The sequence below is a fragment of the Muriventricola aceti genome (assembly GCF_025567565.1).
GTDB classification, from domain to species: domain Bacteria; phylum Bacillota; class Clostridia; order Oscillospirales; family Oscillospiraceae; genus Lawsonibacter; species Lawsonibacter aceti.
This window is the reverse complement of the sequence record NZ_JAOQKF010000001.1, coordinates 80688-100653: the sequence shown is the minus strand read 5'-3', so window position 1 is coordinate 100653 and position 19966 is coordinate 80688. Positions and strand designations below refer to the sequence as shown.

At 57.5% G+C, this 19966-nt stretch carries 28 protein-coding genes; 5 read left to right on the top strand and 23 right to left on the bottom strand.

The annotated features are described in order from the left end of the window. Window position 1: 1 nt before the first annotated feature. Genes OCV64_RS00505 through OCV64_RS00420 form a run of 18 tightly spaced genes read right to left on the bottom strand, consistent with a single transcriptional unit; the run spans window position 2 to window position 8650 of the window. Window positions 2-679: a cell wall hydrolase gene (locus OCV64_RS00505; protein WP_262668892.1), complete on the bottom strand. Its 678-nt coding sequence runs from the start codon at window positions 677-679 to the stop codon at window positions 2-4. Next, window positions 676-1386 carry a DnaD domain protein gene (locus OCV64_RS00500; RefSeq protein ID WP_262668890.1) on the bottom strand — a complete coding sequence of 237 codons (711 nt, stop codon included), beginning with the start codon at window positions 1384-1386 and terminating at the stop codon, window positions 676-678. The genes OCV64_RS00505 and OCV64_RS00500 overlap by 4 nt, the downstream gene beginning before the upstream one ends. Before the next feature lie 47 nt (window positions 1387-1433). Next, window positions 1434-2324 carry a recombinase RecT gene (locus OCV64_RS00495; protein ID WP_262668888.1) on the bottom strand — a complete coding sequence of 297 codons (891 nt, stop codon included), beginning with the start codon at window positions 2322-2324 and terminating at the stop codon, window positions 1434-1436. 2 nt (window positions 2325-2326) lie between these two features. After that, window positions 2327-3274 carry a YqaJ viral recombinase family nuclease gene (locus OCV64_RS00490; RefSeq protein ID WP_262668887.1) on the bottom strand — a complete coding sequence of 316 codons (948 nt, stop codon included), beginning with the start codon at window positions 3272-3274 and terminating at the stop codon, window positions 2327-2329. Window positions 3275-3277: 3 nt separating this feature from the next. Then, window positions 3278-3484: a hypothetical protein gene (locus OCV64_RS00485; RefSeq protein ID WP_262668886.1), complete on the bottom strand. Its 207-nt coding sequence runs from the start codon at window positions 3482-3484 to the stop codon at window positions 3278-3280. Then, on the bottom strand, window positions 3481-3804 hold the full coding sequence (locus OCV64_RS00480) for a hypothetical protein (protein ID WP_262668884.1): 324 nt from the start codon (window positions 3802-3804) through the stop codon (window positions 3481-3483). The genes OCV64_RS00485 and OCV64_RS00480 overlap by 4 nt, the downstream gene beginning before the upstream one ends. A gap of 23 nt (window positions 3805-3827) precedes the next feature. Next, window positions 3828-4319 carry a hypothetical protein gene (locus OCV64_RS00475; RefSeq protein WP_262668882.1) on the bottom strand — a complete coding sequence of 164 codons (492 nt, stop codon included), beginning with the start codon at window positions 4317-4319 and terminating at the stop codon, window positions 3828-3830. Between the two features lie 45 nt (window positions 4320-4364). Next, window positions 4365-5468 carry a hypothetical protein gene (locus tag OCV64_RS00470; RefSeq protein ID WP_262668881.1) on the bottom strand — a complete coding sequence of 368 codons (1104 nt, stop codon included), beginning with the start codon at window positions 5466-5468 and terminating at the stop codon, window positions 4365-4367. Window positions 5469-5470: 2 nt separating this feature from the next. Further along, window positions 5471-5863 (bottom strand): hypothetical protein, encoded by a 393-nt coding sequence (locus tag OCV64_RS00465; RefSeq protein WP_262668880.1) that lies wholly within the window; start codon window positions 5861-5863, stop codon window positions 5471-5473. Between the two features lie 25 nt (window positions 5864-5888). Continuing rightward, window positions 5889-6110, bottom strand: coding sequence for a transcriptional regulator (locus OCV64_RS00460; protein WP_262668879.1), 222 nt, complete (start codon window positions 6108-6110; stop codon window positions 5889-5891). Further along, window positions 6107-6316, bottom strand: a complete 210-nt coding sequence (locus OCV64_RS00455; protein ID WP_262668878.1) for a hypothetical protein — start codon at window positions 6314-6316, stop codon at window positions 6107-6109. Before OCV64_RS00455 ends, OCV64_RS00460 begins: the two co-directional genes overlap by 4 nt. Beyond that, complete coding sequence (locus OCV64_RS00450) at window positions 6297-6593, bottom strand: hypothetical protein (RefSeq protein ID WP_262668877.1); 297 nt, start codon at window positions 6591-6593, stop codon at window positions 6297-6299. The genes OCV64_RS00455 and OCV64_RS00450 overlap by 20 nt, the downstream gene beginning before the upstream one ends. Next, entirely contained in the window at window positions 6590-6769 is a 180-nt protein-coding gene (locus OCV64_RS00445) for a hypothetical protein (RefSeq protein ID WP_262668876.1), read from the bottom strand. Before OCV64_RS00445 ends, OCV64_RS00450 begins: the two co-directional genes overlap by 4 nt. Beyond that, entirely contained in the window at window positions 6763-6990 is a 228-nt protein-coding gene (locus tag OCV64_RS00440; RefSeq protein ID WP_262668875.1) for a hypothetical protein, read from the bottom strand. The genes OCV64_RS00445 and OCV64_RS00440 overlap by 7 nt, the downstream gene beginning before the upstream one ends. Beyond that, window positions 6977-7189, bottom strand: coding sequence for a hypothetical protein (locus OCV64_RS00435; RefSeq protein WP_262668874.1), 213 nt, complete (start codon window positions 7187-7189; stop codon window positions 6977-6979). Before OCV64_RS00435 ends, OCV64_RS00440 begins: the two co-directional genes overlap by 14 nt. Next, on the bottom strand, window positions 7189-7431 hold the full coding sequence (locus tag OCV64_RS00430; RefSeq protein WP_262668872.1) for a hypothetical protein: 243 nt from the start codon (window positions 7429-7431) through the stop codon (window positions 7189-7191). The genes OCV64_RS00435 and OCV64_RS00430 overlap by 1 nt, the downstream gene beginning before the upstream one ends. Before the next feature lie 2 nt (window positions 7432-7433). Then, a complete protein-coding gene (locus tag OCV64_RS00425; RefSeq protein WP_262668870.1) occupies window positions 7434-7895 on the bottom strand; it encodes a hypothetical protein in 462 nt (153 codons plus the stop codon). Window positions 7896-7927: 32 nt separating this feature from the next. Next, entirely contained in the window at window positions 7928-8650 is a 723-nt protein-coding gene (locus OCV64_RS00420; protein WP_262668868.1) for a hypothetical protein, read from the bottom strand. Between the two features lie 146 nt (window positions 8651-8796). Here OCV64_RS00420 and OCV64_RS00415 point away from each other — a divergent pair, with 146 nt between their 5' ends. The 3 genes from OCV64_RS00415 to OCV64_RS00405 all read left to right on the top strand — a co-directional run bounded on the left by OCV64_RS00415 (window position 8797) and on the right by OCV64_RS00405 (window position 11200). Next, entirely contained in the window at window positions 8797-9204 is a 408-nt protein-coding gene (locus tag OCV64_RS00415) for a helix-turn-helix domain-containing protein (RefSeq protein WP_262668867.1), read from the top strand. 314 nt (window positions 9205-9518) lie between these two features. After that, a complete protein-coding gene (locus OCV64_RS00410) occupies window positions 9519-10148 on the top strand; it encodes a hypothetical protein (RefSeq protein ID WP_262668866.1) in 630 nt (209 codons plus the stop codon). Then, window positions 10148-11200: a tyrosine-type recombinase/integrase gene (locus OCV64_RS00405; RefSeq protein ID WP_262668865.1), complete on the top strand. Its 1053-nt coding sequence runs from the start codon at window positions 10148-10150 to the stop codon at window positions 11198-11200. Before OCV64_RS00410 ends, OCV64_RS00405 begins: the two co-directional genes overlap by 1 nt. Before the next feature lie 127 nt (window positions 11201-11327). On the opposite strand, the gene guaA is transcribed toward OCV64_RS00405, so the two are convergent. From guaA to OCV64_RS00385, 4 genes are all read right to left on the bottom strand, one after another. Continuing rightward, entirely contained in the window at window positions 11328-12869 is a 1542-nt protein-coding gene (gene guaA, locus OCV64_RS00400) for a glutamine-hydrolyzing GMP synthase (RefSeq protein WP_262668864.1), read from the bottom strand. 257 nt (window positions 12870-13126) lie between these two features. After that, window positions 13127-13660 (bottom strand): hypothetical protein, encoded by a 534-nt coding sequence (locus tag OCV64_RS00395; protein WP_262668862.1) that lies wholly within the window; start codon window positions 13658-13660, stop codon window positions 13127-13129. Window positions 13661-13784: 124 nt separating this feature from the next. After that, on the bottom strand, window positions 13785-16994 hold the full coding sequence (gene carB / locus OCV64_RS00390; RefSeq protein WP_147571424.1) for a carbamoyl-phosphate synthase large subunit: 3210 nt from the start codon (window positions 16992-16994) through the stop codon (window positions 13785-13787). After that, a complete protein-coding gene (locus OCV64_RS00385; protein WP_186851965.1) occupies window positions 16994-18076 on the bottom strand; it encodes a carbamoyl phosphate synthase small subunit in 1083 nt (360 codons plus the stop codon). Before OCV64_RS00385 ends, carB begins: the two co-directional genes overlap by 1 nt. Before the next feature lie 237 nt (window positions 18077-18313). Between OCV64_RS00385 and OCV64_RS00380 the strand changes: the two genes are divergently transcribed. Together OCV64_RS00380 and OCV64_RS00375 are read left to right on the top strand one after the other, a co-directional pair. Then, entirely contained in the window at window positions 18314-18994 is a 681-nt protein-coding gene (locus OCV64_RS00380; protein ID WP_240288094.1) for a DUF421 domain-containing protein, read from the top strand. Between the two features lie 12 nt (window positions 18995-19006). Next, window positions 19007-19387, top strand: coding sequence for a DUF4363 family protein (locus tag OCV64_RS00375; RefSeq protein ID WP_262668860.1), 381 nt, complete (start codon window positions 19007-19009; stop codon window positions 19385-19387). Between the two features lie 102 nt (window positions 19388-19489). Here OCV64_RS00375 and OCV64_RS00370 read toward each other — a convergent pair. Next, window positions 19490-19966: hypothetical protein (locus OCV64_RS00370; protein ID WP_262668859.1), on the bottom strand; the 477-nt coding region annotated here is incomplete at its 5' end.

Genomic DNA, 19966 nt, shown 5'->3' with positions numbered 1-19966 from the left:
GTTATTCCACATAGGGGTTCGGGAGGCTCCAGTCCCAGGTGAGCCCCTGGTCCTTCTCCCACTCCGTCCTGAAGTGGTTTCTCTCTCCGTCCCCCTCGAAGTACAGGTATCCGGCTGGTAGGGTCCGGCCTACATCAGAGGCCCCGGCCTTCTCAGCAGCCCACCGGAGGCACACATCCTCAGCCAGCTCCACGAACTCAGCTTTCACGGGGCTGGATGGGTCCCAGGCAAACTGGCTGGGGTATGTAACCACCTGGGAGATGGTGTCGCCCCAGGTCCCGGCGTCCACTCGGTTGAGAATACACCACACCACGGCGGCCTGTTCAGCCTGGCTCTCCACTCCCCTGGCCTCAGCCCATACGGTCTGAGCTATCACCTCCAGCTCGGCCTCGGTCCATAGTACCGGCGCCTCAGCTTCTCCTTCCGCTTCCTGGTACATTTCCCGCCCGCTGGAGGGCTCTGCTTGAATGAGGGTAATTTCCCACCCAGGAGACGGAAGCGCGGCTTGTGCGCTCTGCTGGGTCCCTTTCTTAGCGCCCTGGTAGTTCTCCCCTTCGGCAGAGAAGGAAAATGACAGCAACACCAGAATGAAGAGTGCTGCCGCCAGCACAACGCCCATCATAGGATGGAGGCGCTTTTCCAGCCTCCGCCCCCCCTTAGGTTTAATCTGGTTTCTCATCGGTATTGAGAGCTCCTTTTCTCGTCGTATTCATGTGCCTGCTCCACAGTCTTAATGCCCCTAGCCCCCAGGTTCCGATATACCCCGGCGATATAATTCCAGTTTACGGCCCCTGCCCTTGACGCCGCCTCAAAAGCATACGCTAGCAGGGCCTTTCGTTCCTCCGGGAAGCTCATGGTCCACTCGCCGTCCTCATCCATCTGCTGGTCCTTGATGTAGAAGAACACCCGCTGTCGGTCCCGGTCATCTGGGGACCTTCCGGGCCAGTATGCAGCAAACAGGTCACGAGTGATTTTCGCAAGCTCCCTCCCGGCGGCCTCAGTCCATCCGAAGTAACGCTCCGGGGCCTCCACGTCCTCCAGGTACTCGTTGCCCTCCTCATAGGGCAGCCCAGAGGCGCCCCCGTGTGCCTCCTGGAGCTCCACAAGTGAGGGAGGTATGAGCCTGTATGTGCTCGGCTGCCCCTTTACCCCCTGCGAGAACTCCAGAAGGCCAGCGTCGGAGAGGGCTTTTCGCATAGTGATGAGGGTGGGCTTTGAAAGCCCTGTAATCCCCAGAAGATACTCGTTGTCGAGTTGCATTGTATCGGGCCATCTCCGCCGGTTTGCCTCACGCATGAGCGTGTACCAGAGGCCACGGATAGCAAGCGGAAGGGGGCGCCGGTCCATCAGCCGCTCGAAAGCATTGATTTCGGTCAGATAGCGCAACCGGCCGCCCCTCCCTCCATATCACTGCTTTGGCATCATTCCAGAGGTTATACGGTCATCTGCTGCTGACCTTCCACAAGGTCACCGCCTTCAGGAGGCTTTCCGCCTCCCTCGCCCTTCTTCTCATCGGGCCCATTCATAACTTCCCCGGTATCAGGGTCCACATCGTAATCGGCCTCCACATAGGTACTGGGGACCTCATACATATCAGGGCTCAGGCCATTCTTGATGACCTCATCCTGGCTCACAGCCCGCATGAACTCAGACTTCAGGGGGGCATACTTCAGCACACGTTTGAGGACGGTCTTTTTCGCCATTTCCTCAAAGTTGTTCTGCCAGGGCCCAGAGTTGAAGGCCTTGCTGTACTTCTGCGCATGGGCCCGCACATCAGCAATCGACATGACCTCATATCCGTAGCCTCCGTCCTTAGTGCGGAACATGGCGTAGACAAACTTCGGGTTGCCACGTTCCTCCAGGGCGGGACGATGTACCAGTTTGGGCTCCAGGCCGAAGGAATACTCAAACTCGTCATTTTCATAGACCACCTGGGCCATCACAGTGGAGACCTCCCCGGAACGATAGGCAAGGTCGAGAAGGCCCTTATAGCCGAGCTGGAACTGGCATTCGAGGGCGCGGGCCTTACTGTTCCAGTAGGGAATGAGATATGCCTGCCCCAGGGGGGTGTTGGGTTCCACGCCGAGCTGTGCGGCGGTCATCATAGCCCCCAGGAAGGATTGCGGGGTGGTTTCAGCCAGCTTCTGGTTGGTAGAGAGGGCAGACAGCACAATTCTGCTGAACCGCTCCGGGGTCATCACAGAGGGCAGGGCTTTCTTGATTTCCCCCTGCATCTGTTTGATGTACTGCTGCATAGTCGGGCCCTCAGTAGTCCGGGCCGCGGCAGTCTCCTGGGTACGCCGCTGGATGGTATTGTTCGCCATATTCAAATAGCCTCCTTTTCTGCAGTAATGCGAAGCACACGGGCCTCGCTGGTCTTATAGAACGGGGACAGGTCAATGTTGGGGTGGGCCTTCTCGAAGGCGGCAGCCTGGAAGGACCGGCGGCTCTGGGGCCTCCATGTAATCCCGTATCCAGTACAGGCTCCTCGCTCGGCTTCCTTCAGGTCCAGTTTGATAGTGTTCTCGATTTCCTCCTTACGGCCCTTCAGAGCCTCGATTTGCTCTTTGATACCACTCCATTCCTGGAGGAGCCCTTCCCGGCCAAAAAGCTGGACAACCTCGTTATCCGTGCTCTCCCGGTAAATGGTCTGAAGCGTCTCCGCCGTGGGTTCAGTCCCGTCAGCAGCCGGAGGTGTGTCCTTCTCCACCAGGCCCCAGAAGTCCCTCTCCGCCTTCATCAGGGCGTCGATTTCCGCTTGGTCCCGTTCCAGCACGAAGTTGAACAGGCCCCGGCCAAACACCAGGACGGAGAGATACCAGCGGTCGTACCCGGTGACAGCCAGGTAGTGGACGCACTGGGCGTAATACTTCTCCGGGAACTCCACCCCCTGGAACTGCTTCACGTCCAGGGTGGATGTAGTCTTACACTCCAGGCCAGCCTTCTCCCCAACAACCTCCCTGTCGATGTCAGCATGGGCAAAGGGGTAGAGTTCGTTATAGAGCATGGAGTTGAGCCGCCGGACCTTCTTCCCAGTGGTCTCCATCCACCGGCGGGCCACATAGCCCTCCAGGTCCCGCCCAAGGCGCATGGCTTCGGTGTCAGGTTTATCGGGGATCCGTCCGGTCTTATCGGCCCACACGCTCATGGGGCTGGACCATTTAGACAGGCCGATGATACCGGCAGCATCGGACCCGCCGATGGTGTGCCTCCGCATCTCCAGCCATTCCTCCCGGCTCTTCCCGGCAATGGATACCTTCTTGATGCCTCGCATTGGTCATTCCTCCTCGTAGTAGTCGTACACGTCCTTGGCCTCCAGGCAGACATCACAGCCCACAGGCTCCCGGATATAGTTAGTGAAAACCGTCTCACATTCCGCCCCACAGATGGGGCAGGTGTAGACCTTCGGCTCCATCCCCGGAGGGTATCCTGTCCGCTCACAGGCTACGATAACGGGGTGGTCCGGCACATCCAGCCAGCTCATTCCCTGTTGACAGGCGGTGCGAAGATGATTTTGGTATGATTGGCGCCCTGGAGGTTCCAGATGGGGGAGGCCTTATCCTGAACGGCCTTCAGGAGAATGTCATTGAAAATTGCGGCCTCCAGAGGCCCGCACTCCCGGATGCTTTCGCAGATGGTCCCGATTGCCAGAAGGCCCTCAGCAACCAGCTCCTTGAAGTTGCCGTTTACGGCCACCATTACATCGTGCCCCTCTCCCTTAGGGGTAATTTTGACCTCAATCATGGTTATTTCTCCTTTCAGCAGCAGCTTGACAGCGGCAAGTTGGTATGGTACAGTAAGCATGGTTATTTCTTCATGGAGCCGCTTCACCCGTTCCCGGCGGGTGTGGCGGCTTCAGTCATTCCCACCCGCATACCGAGCAGCAGCATGTCATTTATGGTCTGGTCCAGTTCCCGAAGAAAGGCCAGGGCGTTCTTGAAGTCCGCCTCCTCGCTTTCATCAATTTGCCCGTCATAGGCAATGTCCTCCAGCCGGTCTGCAATCTGCTGAGCCTCATCCAGCATCCGGCTTACCCTCAGTGTGGCAAATGGCAGGGGCCTTTCCGTGACATCCTTCCCGGTCCTCTTTCCAATGGGGCAGTCAGCACAGTAGCGAACGAGGATAGATGGGTCCCGGTACTTCTCGGAGTAGAGGATAGCGTCCTCAGGCTCCATCTCCACGTCTCCTCTCTCATGGCGGCCTATGGTCTCCGGGGAAAATGGTACAGCCATAGAAGCAGCCACCCGGTTCGCATATCCAGCCCTTGAACGTGCCTCCCGCAGATATGCGGGGGGCCGTTTTGCTTCTGTCACAGCCACAGTGTCAATCCTCCTTTCTGGTATCATGGGAATAGTTGCAGGGGGTCAGCTCTCAACGGGAGGGGCCACATCACGGGCAGCAGACATACCAGCAGATGTAAGCTGGCGCTGCCATGCCCCCTGGGACGGCGCCCACCTGAAGCCGTTGGCCTTCAGCTTCGCCCTGGTATCCGCATCAGGCTTCTCGTCATAGATGAGCTGGACCCGGTTCTCCTCAGTGTTCACCACCACATGGCCCCCATCAAAGCCCCACCCTTCAGGAGGGGCCTCCTTCAGCTTCTCCAGGGAGGCAATGCGCTCCCGGACGCGCTTGATGTTCGCCAAGTTGTTGGACAGCTCATAGGCAGGATAGCCGACCCTCCCGCAGAAGTCAGGGGCCCGCAGCTCGGCAATCTCGTCGGGGGCGTAGCCCAACTCCTTCAGCTTGGCATCCCCCTTGCCCCGGTCCTTCATTCGGATGGCGGCGTTGGCCGCTTTCATCAGTTCCTGGTGCTTCTCCAGCTTCTCCAGTTTGAGCTTCAGCTTCTCAATGGCCTGGGGCTCATCAGAGGAGATGCCCCCGGTACCCACAGAGCAGATTCGAGAAATAAGGCCCATGATTTCCTGGTACTCCTTCATGTTCCGCTCGGATGCCTCATTCTGGCGCTGCTTCTTCCTGACAGGGAAGTTAGACCCTCCAGAGATAAGGACCGAGGGGCACATGGTCCCGATGCGGCTCTCCGCATTCAGGTTCTCAGCCAGCCGCCGGGAGAAACTGGCGAGGAGACGGTCCACCTTCTCGTGGTACATGGGGTCGATGCGCTTCTTCTGGCGGTCAGCAATCATAGAGGCCTCGTCCACACGGACCCTGTACTGCCACGTTTTGGACCCTTTCTGGTAGTCCCTGAAAGACATCATCTCGTGGGCCCTTCTGGCAGTCTCCTCGTCGATGGGGTAGTAGCTGGGGGACGGTCCGGGGACCAGGTCGAAGTTGGCTACATCGGAGGCCGGCAGCTCCTTCTCATATTCCACGAAGCCATAGAAGTGGCCGCAGATACCCTCGAAGGCAATCCCGTTCTTCCCATAGTGGCCCACGGTATCGGGGATGGGGAGGGGAGGATATTCCATGATGCCGTACTGGTTCAGCTTAGTGGTGTAGTAGCGGTACACGGTCACACCCCCTCACGGGCCCCGGCGGAGGGGCTGATGCGAACAGGCTCCACGGACTTCCCAGCGAAGCAGTTCCCGCAGTAGTACCACACCCCGGCCAGCCTCTGGAAGGTGGCGAAGGTCGCCCTCCAGCGCCCGGTCTCAGGGTCAAACTCATGGCTGTGCGGCTCCCCACACTGGATGAAGCCATACTCCTGACGCACGGGAGGGAGGCAGTTCAGGAACTCGTCCACAATGCGCTCCTCCACGGCATCCCCAGGCTTGGCAGCCTTGTCGAAGCTCCCGGCAGCTTCCCAGTCGGCGTAGGTGACCACGGCCTTCTTGGCGGTGCAGTCGCAGGCCTCGCCTGGGTCCAAGTTCGCCCCACACTTGGGGCACTCTCTAAAAATTGACATAGTGGTTATTTCTCCTTTCGTTCTCTCAGGCCGTGCGAGCCCGCTTACGGCCCGGCTTCGGCTCAGGCTCAAAGTTCATGCGGCTATCAAAATACCTCCGGTTTACACGCCCAGGGACGGTGAAATAGCCCTGCTCCTCCATCTCAGAATTGAACTGCTTGATGATGGAATAGGCCTTCGACCTGGACAGGCCGAGCATCTTCATCACGTCCTCGACGAAATAGAAGGTTTCCTTGGCGGTCCTCATACGGCAGCCTCCTTTCCGCCGCGGTGCTTCTCCATGTAGCCCTTAACCATAGGCACCAGGTCATGGCCGGGGGTTTTACCGACCATGGCCGCAACAAGGGTATTCTCCTTGACGCCGGAGGCCTGGGCCAGCTCCCGGACGGTCATTCCAGTCTCGGCCATAAAGATTTTGCACTCCACACCGAACTCAGTTCTCGGCTTCTTCACGCTGTCTCGCCCCCTTCTCTTGTTTTTTAGTCTCGTTTTTGATATATTGGGAATATCCACCGCAACGGTGGGGAAGAAAAGCCACGTCCTGGCCGGTATGGTCGCCGGTGGCCGGCGCAAGCCTTCCCTGGAGTATTCCACCCTCATCCGTAATAAAGGTGACCTCTCCGCCGCTCAGGTCCACGAATACAGGCTCGGAATCGACCTTCACATAGCCTCCGCACTCCTGGCTCCATATCCAGTCGATTTGGGCCCCGCAGAACTTGCACCGGCTCACCCTGGCCCCTCCTCCTCATCATCCATCATGGGGAGGCCGTCCATGAACCGACCCAGAGGCTTGATGTGCGGGAATATGTAATCGGCCACTAGGCCGCCGGCACCCAGGGTGAGGAGGATACCAGCTGCATAGAGCAGAAACACCACGGCGGCGTCCAGAGTTTCAGCGGTCACCATTCGTCTGCCGCCTCCCTCCTGGGGGATGCCCCCCGCCGGACCCCCAGCAGCCCCACCGGGGCGGCCAGGGTCAGCAGGGGGATGGATACCTGAACCGCTCCCCCAAACAGTGGCGCCAGCCGGTTCCCGGCCAGCTCCATTGCCTCCTCAGATGTCCCGGCCTCCACGGTCTGGACAACTACCTCCGGGCGGTCCAGGCGGTACAGCTCAAACAGTCCCATGGTTTTCTCCTTCCTCAGCGGGCAGGCTGGCCCGGATTTCATCATCGAACACTACGCTGTCCCCTCCGGGGAAGCGGTAGATGGCGGCCACCTCGCCGCCGGTCAGCAGCTGGAGGTCTACCAGGTAGGCATCGTGCCCCAGGCTGTGTATCTTCAGGGGCCAGCCGTACCGGGCGCTCAGTTCCTCCCGGTAGCTCATCAGTCCTCGTCCTCCCCGTAGTAGTCCTCCATGCTGCTCTCATTGTCATCGAACAGATGGCCGGGGGCGTAGCAGTTGCCCCCGTAGCCACTCTCGCAGATATAGGCCTCCCCACCCCGGACCTTCAGATGGGACACGGGAGCCGCCAGTGGATAATGAGGCTGGTAGGCAATGTTAACCTCCACATCGGGGTCATGGTCGCAAAGCTCCTCCAGGAGCTCCAGCAGCTCGCACGCTCTCATAGTCAAAACTCCTTCCCCTCGATAAAGCGGATGACACCCTCATAGTGGCTTTGGATGGCCTTCTCCTTCTGGACCATCGTATCGTCCTCTCCAAAGTCCCAGGTGTGACGCTGAACATCCTTGGCGGTTTGCTCCAGCTTCTCCCGGAAGCGTCCCAGTATCCAGGACATATCAGAGATGGTAACGACCTCAATCTCGGAGTGCTCTCGGTTCCAGGCATTAGCCTTGGCGTTCTTCACCCGGTCATTGGTAAATGCGCCGATAGGCCAGAAGCAGATGTTCCGGGTGGACTTGCTGAGGCGCCCGTCCTTGCATACCTTCTTCAGGCAGTAGTCGTGGCCGCTCCAGGTTGGGTCCCCGGGGGAGTGCTCCACATAGTAGAGGCCGTTGTCGTTCTGGAAGAAGGCCCCGGATACCTTCACGACCTGGCCGGTGCGGATTTCAATACCGTTCTTATCGAGCATGGTTATTTCTCCTTTCAGGGTGGCCGGGGCGCTCAGGCCCCGGCGAGGTTCTTCTGCTTCTCAGTCAGGCGGTCAGCCAGTCCCTCAGCATATTCCTTGGAGGTCTTGGCGTTTCTGTGGTCCTTCACGGCCTGAACAAACTCAGGGGAAGTGGGGTCTTCGGCCAGCTCCACAACAGAGGCGGCAGCCTTCTCCATTTCCAGCAGATACCCATAGGCAGCTTCCCGGGCCATCTGGATACAATCGGTCAGGTCATCATCGGATAGGGCCAGAGCCTTGAGGCGGGAGATTTCGGCATCCTTCTCGGCTACCACTTCACGGGAGAAGGAACGGACGCCCTCATAGTTCTTCTTGCTCTCGGCCAGTTTTTCCTCCAGTTCCTTGACCTTCTCCTTCAGTCTGGAGTTCTCAACCACCACGGCCTCAACCCGCTGTTTCATAGAACAGGCGAAGTCATTTCCGATGTTGTCCTCGGCAATCTCAAAGCACCCCTCGAAGGCAGTCCCAACATAACTGTCAGGGCCCAGGCTCTCCACAATGGCCTTAATCCTCTCCAGGGCCTCCAGCTCCTGGTCTTTCGAGGCGGGGACATTTTCGGCCACCAGCTCCACCTTCAGGTCCTTGCTCTGGAAGGCCTCTCCGTGGCGGTAGATTTCCCGGAATAGTTTCTTCGCCTCAGCGGGGGTGGCAGCCACCACCCGGTCGGTGCAGGTGGTTCCGTTCTCACGCTGGATGCTGATTTCATAGGTGTTCATGGTTATTTCTCCTTCTATAAATTTACGCTTCGTAAATCTCATTTTTTAGAGGTTGACTTGAGTATATATCGTAAATAATGAGATTGCAAGCGATAAATCTCAAATTTTATATATTTGTCATTATGCACAAATGGAGGTATCGTCTTATGTATAAATCATCAGACGTAGCGGACAGGCTTAGGGCTGTGGCAAAGCTCAGAGGAGTTACGATGAAAGATGCTCTGAATGATGCAGGCCTCAGTTTTAACCTGATGACTAATATGCGGAAGTCAATGCCAAACGCCGCCAGTCTCGCAAAATTAGCAGACCGTCTGGAGTGCTCCGTAGACTATCTTCTTGGGAGGACAGCAGAGCTCGCCACAGCGGGGACAGGCCAGGCAAGTGGGGGCCTTCGAGAGAACTCCAGGGAGATGCTGGCCCTCTTTGAACAGCTTCCAGAGCGGCAGCAGCTTATATTGATTGGCCGCCTTCAGGAGATGGTGGCGCCCATGGCCCCGGCAGAGGATACCATCGAAACAGGGGCCCCCCGCGGTCAAGAGGAGAGGGTCGTGTGATCTGGGTAGACTTCGGGAAGGGCAAATAAAAAGCAACTCTCCAATATTGGAGGGTTGCTTGAGAGTTCCGATAGCTTTTCCACATTGTTTTCCACAGCCACGGGAAGGCATAAAAAATTCGGTAAAAAATTTTTACCGAATTACATCAATTAGGGTAAATATTTCTTACCGAATAAGTGCTGTTTCGGTAAAGTTTTTTTACCGAATACGCCCTTGACACCTTATTTAGTTATTAAGACAGTGTATGTATATAGACAATGATTATTATGTTCTCCTCTCCTAGCTGGGAGAGGAAAGCGGAGGAGGTTTTCCACATGGGCCTGTTTTCAAAGAAGTGCTCTGTCTGCGGGGCAAAACTTCCGGAGAAGCGAAGGTTTAAGGGAGTTTGTAATACCTGTGGTATGAACTATCACATGTATTCTAAACAGATGCACGACAGCATGGTTTTAGTGGACAGCGCAAAAACACCTATGACCGGATATAATAGATGCCTACTTGCGCTCAGGCTTACGGACCTATTACAGCCATTTGCAAAGGCTAACCTGTATTCATATCCCCAGGGCTCATATACTCTGACGAGGGACTACATCTTCGAGAAGGCTCTGGAATACAAAAAGATGGTTGAGGCCCAAAACAGCAAGAAGAAGTTTGAGCGAAAGGTAGGCCTTCCCCCTGCTTCCCATTACAAAAAACTGCATAATCCGAAATATCAGGGGAAAGAAGGCTGCTGCAAGGGGTGCTGGGGCCTCAAGCCGCTTAATGGGGCCGGATACTGCCTCGACTGCATAATCAGGGCATCGTCAATCCCTATTCCGGAGCTGGACGCTTTTAAGGCCTCCCACAATACAGATGGCCTCGGTGAAGAGGAGATTATCTGTGACGCTATCAAAGAAAAGTTACTTAGGGAGAGGGACCAGACAGGGCCAGGGGATGGTGAAAAATAGTGCCAGCATACAAAGACACAGAGCGAGGCACATGGTACTGCCAGTTTTACTATGTGGACTGGACCGGGAAGCGCAAAAAGAAGAAAAAGAGGGGCTTCCCCAGGAAGAAGGATGCTGAGGCCTACGAGGAGGAATTTCTGAAGAAAGGCTCCAGGACCTGCAGCATGACCTTCGGCTCCATGGTGGAGCTCTACATGGACGATATGCGCCCAAGGCTCAGGGCCACCACCATGAGAAGCAAGGAGTATTTGATAAACCTGAAAATCCTCCCATACTTCCAGGGCCTCCAGGTAAACGACATCACTCCAGCCCATGTACGGAAATGGCAATCTGAGCTGCTGTCAAAGGACTATTCGCCCACCTACGTCAAGACGATATATAATCAGCTCTCGGCCATTTTCAACTACGCTGTCAGGTACTATGGCCTCCGGGAAAATCCGGCCAGGGTGGCCGGCTCCATAGGGAAAAAGAAGGCCCAGGAGATGAACTTCTGGACGGTGGAACAGTTCAGCAAGTTTATTGAGTGCGTTCCAAAGTTCCCGGCGAGGGTCGGCTTCTCAGTCCTATTCTGGACAGGCCTCCGCATAGGGGAGCTGCTGGCTCTTACTCTGGAGGATATAGACCTAGAGGCCGGAACTCTGACAGTGAATAAGAGTTTCCAGACAATAGACGGCAAGGAAATAATCACAGAGCCAAAGACACCCAAGGCAAACAGAACCGTCCAGCTTCCCAGGAAACTGTGCGACATGATACGGCAGTATGAGGACGCCTTATATGAGCCTCAGCCAGACGATAGGCTGTTCCCATTCACAAAGTATTATTTCCATCATCAGATGAATCAGGGGTGCAAGGCCTCAGGGGTGGAGCGCATCCGCCTGCACGACCTCAGGCACTCTCACGCTTCGCTTCTCATCAACAACGGCGCCCCTGTTCTCTCTGTGTCCGAAAGGCTTGGTCACGAGGACATTGAAACCACCCTGAGGACCTACGGCCACTTATACCCCTCCACAACAGATGGAGTGGTCAAAAAGCTCGATGATTTGATGCCGTAGAGCCATTGTAGAGCCACAGGCAAAAAAAGAAGGCCCCTGCCCGAACTTTTTAAGTTCAGACAGGGGCCTTTTTTGATATAAAAATCAGAATTTCAAATAAATTTCATCCGCTTTTCAGAAGCGTCCATTATTCCCACTCGATGGTGGCGGGGGGCTTGGACGTGATGTCGTAACAGATGCGATTGATACCCTTGACCTCATTGACAATTCGGGTGGAGATCTTGTCCAGCACGTCGTAAGGGATTCTGGCCCAGTCGGCGGTCATAAAGTCACTGGTGGTCACGGCGCGGAGCGCCAGGGTGTAGTCGTAGGTCCGGCCGTCTCCCATGACTCCCACAGAGCGGGTATTGGTAAGGACGGCGAAATACTGGTTCAAGTTCTTGTCCTCACCGGCTTTGGCAATCTCCTCCCGGAAGATGAAGTCCGCCTCCCGGAGCATATCGGCTTTCTCTTTGGTAATATCCCCGATGATGCGGATGGCCAGGCCGGGGCCGGGGAAGGGCTGCCGGGACACCAGATATTCCGGCAGACCCAGCTCACGCCCAAGCTGGCGGACCTCGTCCTTAAACAGCAGGCGCAGCGGCTCAATGATCTCCCGAAAGTCCACATAGTCAGGCAGCCCACCCACATTGTGGTGGCTTTTGATGACGGCGGCGTCCCCCGCTCCCGACTCGATGACATCGGGGTAGATAGTACCCTGGGCCAGGAAGTCCACGGCCCCCACCTTTTTGGCCTCCTCCTCAAAAACCCGGATAAACTCCTCGCCGATGATCTTCCGCTTGCGCTCCGGCTCGTCCACTCCGGCCAGCTTCAGCAGGAAACGGCTTTCGGCGTCCACCCGGACGAAGTTGATATCCCACTTGGAGAAAGCGGCCTCCACCTCGTCGCCTTCATTCAGGCGCATCAGTCCGTGGTCCACAAAGACACAGGTGAGCTGCTTTCCCACCGCCTCAGCCAGCAGGGCGGCCACCACCGAGGAGTCTACCCCTCCGGACAGGGCCAGCAAAACCTTTCCCTGCCCCACCTTTTCCCGGACGGCGGAGATAGCCGTGTTCTTATAATCCTCCATAGTCCAGTCGCCCTTGGCTCCGCACACCTCGTAGAGGAAATTGCGGATCATCGCCACACCATTTTCGCTGTGATTCACCTCCGGATGGAACTGAACGCCGTAGAATCCCCGCGTTTCATCGGCGATAGCCACGTTGGGGCAGGCATCGCTGTGGGCTACCAAGGCGAAGCCCTCTGGCACTTTGGCCATATAATCCCCATGGCTCATCCAGGAAATGCCCTGGGCCGACAGTCCGTGGAACAGCTTGCAGGCCGTATCGTAGTAGGTCTGGGTCTTGCCGTATTCCCGGGCGGAGTCGTCCTGGGCCTCGGTGACCTGTCCACCCAGAGCGTGGGCCATCAGCTGACAGCCATAGCAGATGCCCAGGATGGGCACGCCCCAGGTAAAAATGTCCGGATCCACATGGGGGGAATCATCCAGGTACACAGAGTTGGGACCGCCGGTGAAAATGATGCCGATGGGGTCCATGGCCTTCAGCTCGGCCAAGGGGGTCGTGTACGGCTTTACCTCGCAATACACATTGCATTCACGGACCCGGCGGGCGATGAGTTGGTTATACTGTCCGCCGAAGTCCAGAACGATGACAGTCTGATGGGACATGGAAACATCCTTCCTTGCTTCATAAAATGGAATAATTTACAAAGATTTAACCGTCCCCGCCTTGCTTTTTACCTCCAGCGGCGCTATGATAAACGCAGAACACAAGGAAAGGAGGTCATGCCATGAATGATTTTTACTGGAACAGCCGCTCTGATCTGGAGGATCTGATTTATGAGGACCAGCAGACCGTCGCCAGTGAGCGGTAACACGAACAGATCTGTGCAAGAAGCCACACCGAAGGGTGTGGGTTTTTTGTTTTATGGGATGTATCTCCCGCCCTCTACGCGGAACTGGGCATATGACTCATAATAGTCCTGTTCTTGAAGGGGGCCGTCGGAACTCCTGTGCCAATAGCCGAAGGTGATCCGGTACTGTCCGTCGGGCAGTTTTCCATAGGGCGACAGAAATACCTGTCCCTGAACAGTATCCCCCGGCTCCGCTTCCAGTCCCACCCCGGCAGTGTCGTATTCCTTATGGGGGACCCAGTACCACTGTCCGTCCAGCAGGGCAGTCAGCCCGGCATCGAACAAGAGCTTCCCCTCCCGGTCCACCGAGGCCCCCGACTCCAGCCGCGCATCGCTGAAATTGGAAAAGGTCAGATACAGCTGATACCCGGTGGTTTCCAGGGTCAGTTCCGCGCCAGAATAGGCTTCCATCGTCTCTGCCGGGGTCAGCTCCTCCGCCCGCAGGGACACGGGCCGGGAGGTAAACCAGGCAAAGGCCGCCAGCCCTCCCAGAAGGATAGCCAGCACCCCACAGAAGGATCCCCATTTTTTGACCGCGTTTTTCATCCTTTACGCCTCCCAAATCCTTTCTATTGTATAAGACGGAAATCATAGGGCGGAGTTGCGGACAGATGAAAAAGATTTTGAAAAAGATGAGCGGGGGAGGGAATTTCCCTCCCCCGCGGGGAGCTTAGATCTTGGTGATGTCTATGGGTGTCAGGTCCTCACTGCGGCTCTGCTGCCGGACGGTGAGAAGGGCCCGGGCGGTGTCGATGGCGGTAACACAGCCCACCCCATGCTCCACGGCGGAGCGGCGGATCCGGAATCCGTCAGAGTCGTGCTTCCGGCCCCGCGTCGGGGTGTTGATGACAAGGTCCACAGTCCCGGAGGCAATCATATCCAGGATATTGGGGTGGGCCTGGGATACCCGGTTCACCCGCTTGCACTCAATACCAGCCTCGTTCAGTGCGTCACAGGTCCCAGAGGTGGCATAGAGCTCCACTCCCATGTCCTCAAAGCCCCGGGCAATGGAGATCACCTCGCTCTTGTCCTCATCCTTGACCGTAAGGATGACCCGGCCGCCCTTCTTGGGAGCCCGCATTCCGGAGCCCTTGAACGCCTTGAGCAGCGCCTGGGGGAAGGTCTCGGCCAGTCCCAGCACCTCACCGGTAGACTTCATTTCAGGGCCAAGGCCGGTGTCCACATCGGTGAGCTTTTCAAAGGAAAAGACGGGGGCCTTCACGGCGAAGTAGCTGGCCTCCTTATAGACGCCCGTGCCATAGCCCAGGTCCTTCAGCTTCTGGCCCAGCATGACCTTTGTGGCCAGGTCGATGATAGGCACGCCGGTGACCTTAGAGATATAGGGGATGGTGCGGGAGGAGCGGGGGTTGACCTCAATGACGTAGATGTCGTCGTTATAGAGGATATACTGGGCGTTGATCAGGCCAATGACACCCAGGTGCTGGGCCATGTTCCGGGTGTGCTGGAGGATGAGATCCCGGTGCTTCTGCTCCAGATGAAGGGGGGGATACACGGCGATGGAGTCGCCCGAGTGGACGCCGGCCCGCTCCACATGTTCCATAATACCGGGAATAAGGATATCCTCCCCGTCGAATACGCCGTCCACCTCCAGCTCCCGGCCCATCAGGTACTTGTCGATGAGGATGGGGTGCTCCTGGACGGTCATATTAATGATGCGCATGAATTCCTCGATGTTGCGGTCAGAGTAGGCGATCTCCATCCCCTGTCCACCCAGCACATAGGAGGGCCGGACCAGGACAGGATAGCCCAGTTCATGGGCGGCGGCCAAAGCCTCCTCGGTGGTATAGACGGTGCGGCCCTTGGCTCTGGGAATGTTGCACTTCTGCAAGATCTCGTCGAACCGCTCCCGGTCCTCGGCCGCGTCCACGCCGTCGGCGGGGGTGCCCAGGATGCGCACTCCCATGTCAGTCAGGGCCTTAGCCAGCTTGATAGCGGTCTGCCCGCCGAACTGAACCACGGCTCCCCAGGGCTTCTCCTGCTCCACAATGTTCTGCACGTCCTCAGCGGTCAGGGGCTCAAAGTAGAGCTTGTCCGCCACGTCGAAGTCGGTGGATACGGTCTCCGGGTTGTTGTTGATAATGATGGTTTCATAGCCCAGGCGCTTGAAGGCCCAAACAGAGTGGACAGAGCAGTAGTCGAACTCGATGCCCTGGCCGATGCGGATGGGGCCGGAGCCCAGCACCAGCACCTTCCTGCGGTCCCCCCCGTTGTCCACAGCCTCATTCTCCCCGTCATAGGAGGAGTAGTAGTAGGGGGTGGCGGCGTCGAACTCGGCGGCGCAGGTGTCCACCTTCTTAAAGGCCGGAATAATGCCGTACTTCTCCCGCAGGGCCTTGACCTCCGCCTGCTTCATGCCGCAGAGGGTGCCGATATAGCTGTCGGCAAAGCACATCTCCTTGGCCCGCTTCAGCAGGTCGGCGTCAGGAACGCCCTTGCAGGCCTTCAGCTCCTCCTCCATGTCGATGATGCGCTTGAAGCCGTCCAGGAACCAGACATCCATCTTGGTGATGTGATTGATCTTCTGGGGAGAGAAGCCCCGGCGCAGGGCCTCGGCCACCACGAATAGGCGTTCGTCCGTGACCTGGACCAGCATATCCTCGATCTCGTCGGTATACAGTCCTTCCAGCTTGTCCAGCTTCAGGGCACGAACATTCAGCTCCAGGGAGCGGATGGCCTTCATCAGAGCGCCCTCGAAGGAGTTGGCGATAGACATGACCTCGCCCGTGGCCTTCATCTGGGTACCCAGAGTGCGGCTGGCGGTGGTAAACTTGTCAAAGGGCAGGCGGGGAATCTTCAGCACACAGTAGTCAATGGTGGGCTCAAAGCAGGCCATGGTGGTGCCGGTCACCGCGTTGGGGATCTCATCCAGGGTATAGCCCAGAGCCACCTTGGCGGCCACCTTGGCGATGGGGTAGCCTGTGGCCTTAGAGGCCAGGGCGGAGGAACGGGACACACGGGGGTTGACCTCGATGACCGCGTACTCATAGCTGTCCGGATTCAGGGCAAACTGAACATTACATCCCCCCTCGATCTCCAGGGCGGTGATGATGTCCAAGGCGGCGGAGCGGAGCATTTGGAACTCCCGGTTGGCCAGGGTCTGGGTAGGGGCCACCACGATGGAGTCGCCGGTGTGAACTCCCACGGGGTCGATGTTCTCCATGGAGCAGATGGTGATGACGTTGCCGGCGGAGTCCCGCATGACCTCGAACTCGATTTCCTTCCAGCCGGAGATGCACCGCTCGATGAGCACCTCGTTCACCCGGGACAGGGCGATGCCGCGCTCAGAGATCTCCCGCAGGGATGCCTCGTCATAGGCGATGCCGCCGCCGGTTCCGCCCAGGGTATAGGCGGGACGGACGATGACTGGATAGCCGATCTCATTGGTGAAGTCCACCGCGTCCTGAACGGTGTTGACCACTTTGGACACCACGCAGGGCTGCCCGATGGACTCCATGCAGTCCTTAAAACCCTGGCGGTCCTCCGCCTTGTGGATAGAGGCAGGGCTGGTGCCCAGCAGGCGCACCCCATATTTCGCCAGAGTCCCGTTCTCATGGAGAGCCATAGCCATATTCAGGCCGGTCTGGCCGCCCATGTTAGGCAGCAGGGCATCAGGGCGCTCCTTCTCGATGACCTGGGTGATAGAGGGGATATTCATTGGCTCGATATACACATGGTCGGCGATATCCTTGTCCGTCATGATGGTGGCGGGGTTAGAGTTGACCAGCACCACCTCCAGCCCCTCTTCCTTCAGGGCCCGGCAGGCCTGGGTCCCGGCGTAGTCGAACTCGGCGGCCTGACCGATGACGATGGGGCCGGAGCCCAGCACCAGTACCTTCTTTATGTCCGTATATTTCGGCATTACTTGGCACCTCCCATGGATCCAACAAAGCGGTCAAACAGATACTCCACAGCCTTGGGGCCGGTATTGCCCTCGGGGTGGAACTGGGTGGAGAAGCAGTTGGGGCGGGCATATCTCAATCCCTCGCAGCTTCCGTCGTTCACATTCTCCAGGGACACCTGGGCCACCGCCGGGTCCACAGAGTCCCGGACCACGGCATAGCCGTGGTTCTGGCTGGTGATGAATACCCTTCCCAGCTCCAGATCCCGGACAGGCACGTTGCCTCCCCGGTGTCCGTAGGGCAGCTTCTCGGTCCTGGCCCCGGTGGCCAGGGCCAGCAGCTGGTGGCCCAGCCCCAGCCCAAAGAGGGGCAGGGAACTGTCATACAGCTTCTTCACCTGGGCGATGAGGGCGGTGTTTTCGGCCGGGTCGCCCGGACCGTTGGACAGCAGCACTCCGTCATACCCGCCGGCCAGCACCTCCTCGGCCGGGGTGGAGGCGGGCAGAGCGGTCACCGCGCAGCCCCGGCGGGTCAGGCTGTCCACCACGCCCTGAGTGACGCCGTAGTCCATCACCGCCAGGCGGCATTTCTCCTCTCCCTGGGCGGGGAACACCTGTGGCTGAGTCCGGGTGACTTTGGACACGGCATGTTCCACTTTATAGGCTTTCAGCTTTTCCAGGGCCTCAGCGACATTAAAATGCTCCGCACAGGTGAGCATACCATTCATGCTCCCCTGGTTGCGGAGTATCTTTGTCAGCGCCCGAGTGTCCACACCCTGGATGCCGGAAATATTATGCTGCTTCAAAAAATCATCCAAGGTGTCCTCACAGCGGAAGTTGCTCCCGCGGGGGGACAGATGCCGGACCACCAGAGCCTCCACCCAGGGGCGGCTGGACTCGTTGTCCTCGCTGTTGACACCATAGTTGCCAATGAGGGGATAGGACATGACCACGCCCTGCCCCGCGTAGGATGGGTCGGTCAGGATCTCCTGGTACCCGGCCATGGAGGTGTTAAACACCATCTCACAGATCCGGTCGGAGGTGCTGCCGATGCTGGCACCGGAAAATACGCTTCCGTTGGCCAGGATCAAAGTCGCTTTCATTGAATTCTCACACGCCTTCCGTTCCAGTTCTATTGTTTGGTTAAATCAAGTTATTTTATCGAAAAATCGTCTGGTTGGCAAGATGTATCTTTCCTTTTTTCAGCAGAATTTTCGGGGGAGCTTTTGGGCAATTTGCAGGATATTTTCCATCCGGCGGGGAAAGACTGAAAGAAAGAGCCGTCCATATCCCGCGGCCCTCCCCAAAGGGCGCGGACATCGATACCGCGAGGTGATCTTTTGTTCACAGGACTGATCCGCACTATCATCCTATACATCTTCATTATTATAGGAATCCGCCTGATGGGCAAGCGCCAGGTTGGGGAGCTGGAGCCCTCCGAGCTGGTCTTGTCCCTCATCATCGCCGACCTGGCTTCCGTCCCTATGCAGGATTACGGCATCCCTCTGCTCACCGGCATCCTCCCCATTTTGGCCCTATTGGCCATGACCATGATCCTGTCCGTCCTCACTATGAAAAGCGTCCGGTTCCGGGCCCTCATGTGCGGCCGACCCAGCATCGTCATCCGGGATGGGCTGGTAGACCAGCGGGAGATGGCCCGAAACCGGCTGACCATAGATGAGCTTTTGGAAGAGCTGCGGGCCAAGGGTTACACCGATCCGGCCACAGTGAAATACGCAATCCTGGAAACCAATGGACAGTTGTCCGTCCTGCCCTATGCCAACCAGAAGCCCCCCACCGCCCAGCAGCTGCAGGTGTCGGCGGAGGAATCGGGCCTGCCCCTGGTGGTAATCAGCGACGGCCGACTGCTGGAGCATAACCTGCGGGCTCTGGGCCGGGACCGGAAGTGGCTGGACCAGCGGCTGGAGGAGCGGGGCTGCTCCGGCCTTGAGGCCGTCTTTCTGCTGCTGGTGGATCAAACGGGCAGCATCTACCTGGCCCGGAAGGATATGAGCGTATAAGGAGGAATCGCCATGAAGCGGCTCTGGATAGCCGTCGCCCTGCTGGCGGCCATGTGCGGGGCAACCCTGGTCAACGCCTACTACTGCCAACAGCTGGCAGACAGCCTGTCCGGCCGGCTGACCCAGGCCCAGACTTTGGTGGAGCGGGAGCAGTGGGACCAGGCGGAGGAGCTGACCCGGCAGGTCTACCAGGACTGGCAGGACAGCCACTTTTATCTCCATGTGGTCATGCGCCACTCGGACACCGATCAGATTTTACGGACCTTTCAATCTGTCCTCCAATATCTGGAGCTCCAGGAGCTGGACCAGTATGCCGCGGCCAACGCCGACCTGGCGGCACAGATCCAGCTGTTGGCCGAGATGGAGCAGGCCAGCCTGGTCAATGTGCTGTGATTTGCTTTCAAAAATTCACAAATATATATAAAATCCACTTTTATATCAATGATTTTATGTTCGATATTTACAATTTTATGTTAATATGGTAAAATTAAATTACTAAAAATAGTTATCAGCCCTATTATAGAAGAAAAGGGGCAGTGCTGTATGGAAACCCACAAAGCTGGGAGAAAACTTCTTCGCCCGGAGTATTTTCTTATGCTCGTCCAGCTCCTCGTCCTGGCATCGCAGCTCTTCTATTGGCTGTGCGGCGTCCGGCTCCGGCTGTTTAAGCCCGGCTGGGAGGGAGCCGCTGTTGTCATCTTCATTTCGTACAGCATCCTGTGTGAAATCCTGAGTTACTCCACCATTTTTGTCCGGCGGGAGCATCTGATCACCGTTTCTCCCCCCTGGCGGAGAAACTGGAGGCGTTGGTTTTTCCTGCTGTTCACGCCCCATGTCCTGTACAGCCTCTGGTATGGGCTGTGGATGACCTTCTTCGGCCGCTTTCCTCCGGCTCTTATTCTGTCGGCTTTGATCCTTGTCTTTCTCTATCTCGCCTACCAGCGGCTTTCGGAGCACGCATAAAAACGAGGG

Coding starts and splice junctions, on each gene's coding strand:
- OCV64_RS00505 (WP_262668892.1), bottom strand. CDS start 679: ATGAGAAACCAGATTAAACCTAAGGGGGGGCGGAGGCTGGAAAAGCGC.
- OCV64_RS00410 (WP_262668866.1), top strand. CDS start 9,519: ATGGGCCTGTTTTCAAAGAAGTGCTCTGTCTGCGGGGCAAAACTTCCG.
- OCV64_RS00490 (WP_262668887.1), bottom strand. CDS start 3,274: ATGCGAGGCATCAAGAAGGTATCCATTGCCGGGAAGAGCCGGGAGGAA.
- OCV64_RS00495 (WP_262668888.1), bottom strand. CDS start 2,324: ATGGCGAACAATACCATCCAGCGGCGTACCCAGGAGACTGCCGCGGCC.
- OCV64_RS00425 (WP_262668870.1), bottom strand. CDS start 7,895: ATGCTCGATAAGAACGGTATTGAAATCCGCACCGGCCAGGTCGTGAAG.
- OCV64_RS00445 (WP_262668876.1), bottom strand. CDS start 6,769: ATGGTGACCGCTGAAACTCTGGACGCCGCCGTGGTGTTTCTGCTCTAT.
- OCV64_RS00435 (WP_262668874.1), bottom strand. CDS start 7,189: ATGAGCTACCGGGAGGAACTGAGCGCCCGGTACGGCTGGCCCCTGAAG.
- OCV64_RS00440 (WP_262668875.1), bottom strand. CDS start 6,990: ATGGGACTGTTTGAGCTGTACCGCCTGGACCGCCCGGAGGTAGTTGTC.
- carB (WP_147571424.1), bottom strand. CDS start 16,994: ATGCCGAAATATACGGACATAAAGAAGGTACTGGTGCTGGGCTCCGGC.
- OCV64_RS00420 (WP_262668868.1), bottom strand. CDS start 8,650: ATGAACACCTATGAAATCAGCATCCAGCGTGAGAACGGAACCACCTGC.
- OCV64_RS00395 (WP_262668862.1), bottom strand. CDS start 13,660: ATGAAAAACGCGGTCAAAAAATGGGGATCCTTCTGTGGGGTGCTGGCT.
- OCV64_RS00465 (WP_262668880.1), bottom strand. CDS start 5,863: ATGTCAATTTTTAGAGAGTGCCCCAAGTGTGGGGCGAACTTGGACCCA.
- OCV64_RS00415 (WP_262668867.1), top strand. CDS start 8,797: ATGTATAAATCATCAGACGTAGCGGACAGGCTTAGGGCTGTGGCAAAG.
- OCV64_RS00430 (WP_262668872.1), bottom strand. CDS start 7,431: ATGAGAGCGTGCGAGCTGCTGGAGCTCCTGGAGGAGCTTTGCGACCAT.
- guaA (WP_262668864.1), bottom strand. CDS start 12,869: ATGTCCCATCAGACTGTCATCGTTCTGGACTTCGGCGGACAGTATAAC.
- OCV64_RS00385 (WP_186851965.1), bottom strand. CDS start 18,076: ATGAAAGCGACTTTGATCCTGGCCAACGGAAGCGTATTTTCCGGTGCC.
- OCV64_RS00485 (WP_262668886.1), bottom strand. CDS start 3,484: ATGAGCTGGCTGGATGTGCCGGACCACCCCGTTATCGTAGCCTGTGAG.
- OCV64_RS00480 (WP_262668884.1), bottom strand. CDS start 3,804: ATGCTTACTGTACCATACCAACTTGCCGCTGTCAAGCTGCTGCTGAAA.
- OCV64_RS00460 (WP_262668879.1), bottom strand. CDS start 6,110: ATGAGGACCGCCAAGGAAACCTTCTATTTCGTCGAGGACGTGATGAAG.
- OCV64_RS00375 (WP_262668860.1), top strand. CDS start 19,007: ATGAAGCGGCTCTGGATAGCCGTCGCCCTGCTGGCGGCCATGTGCGGG.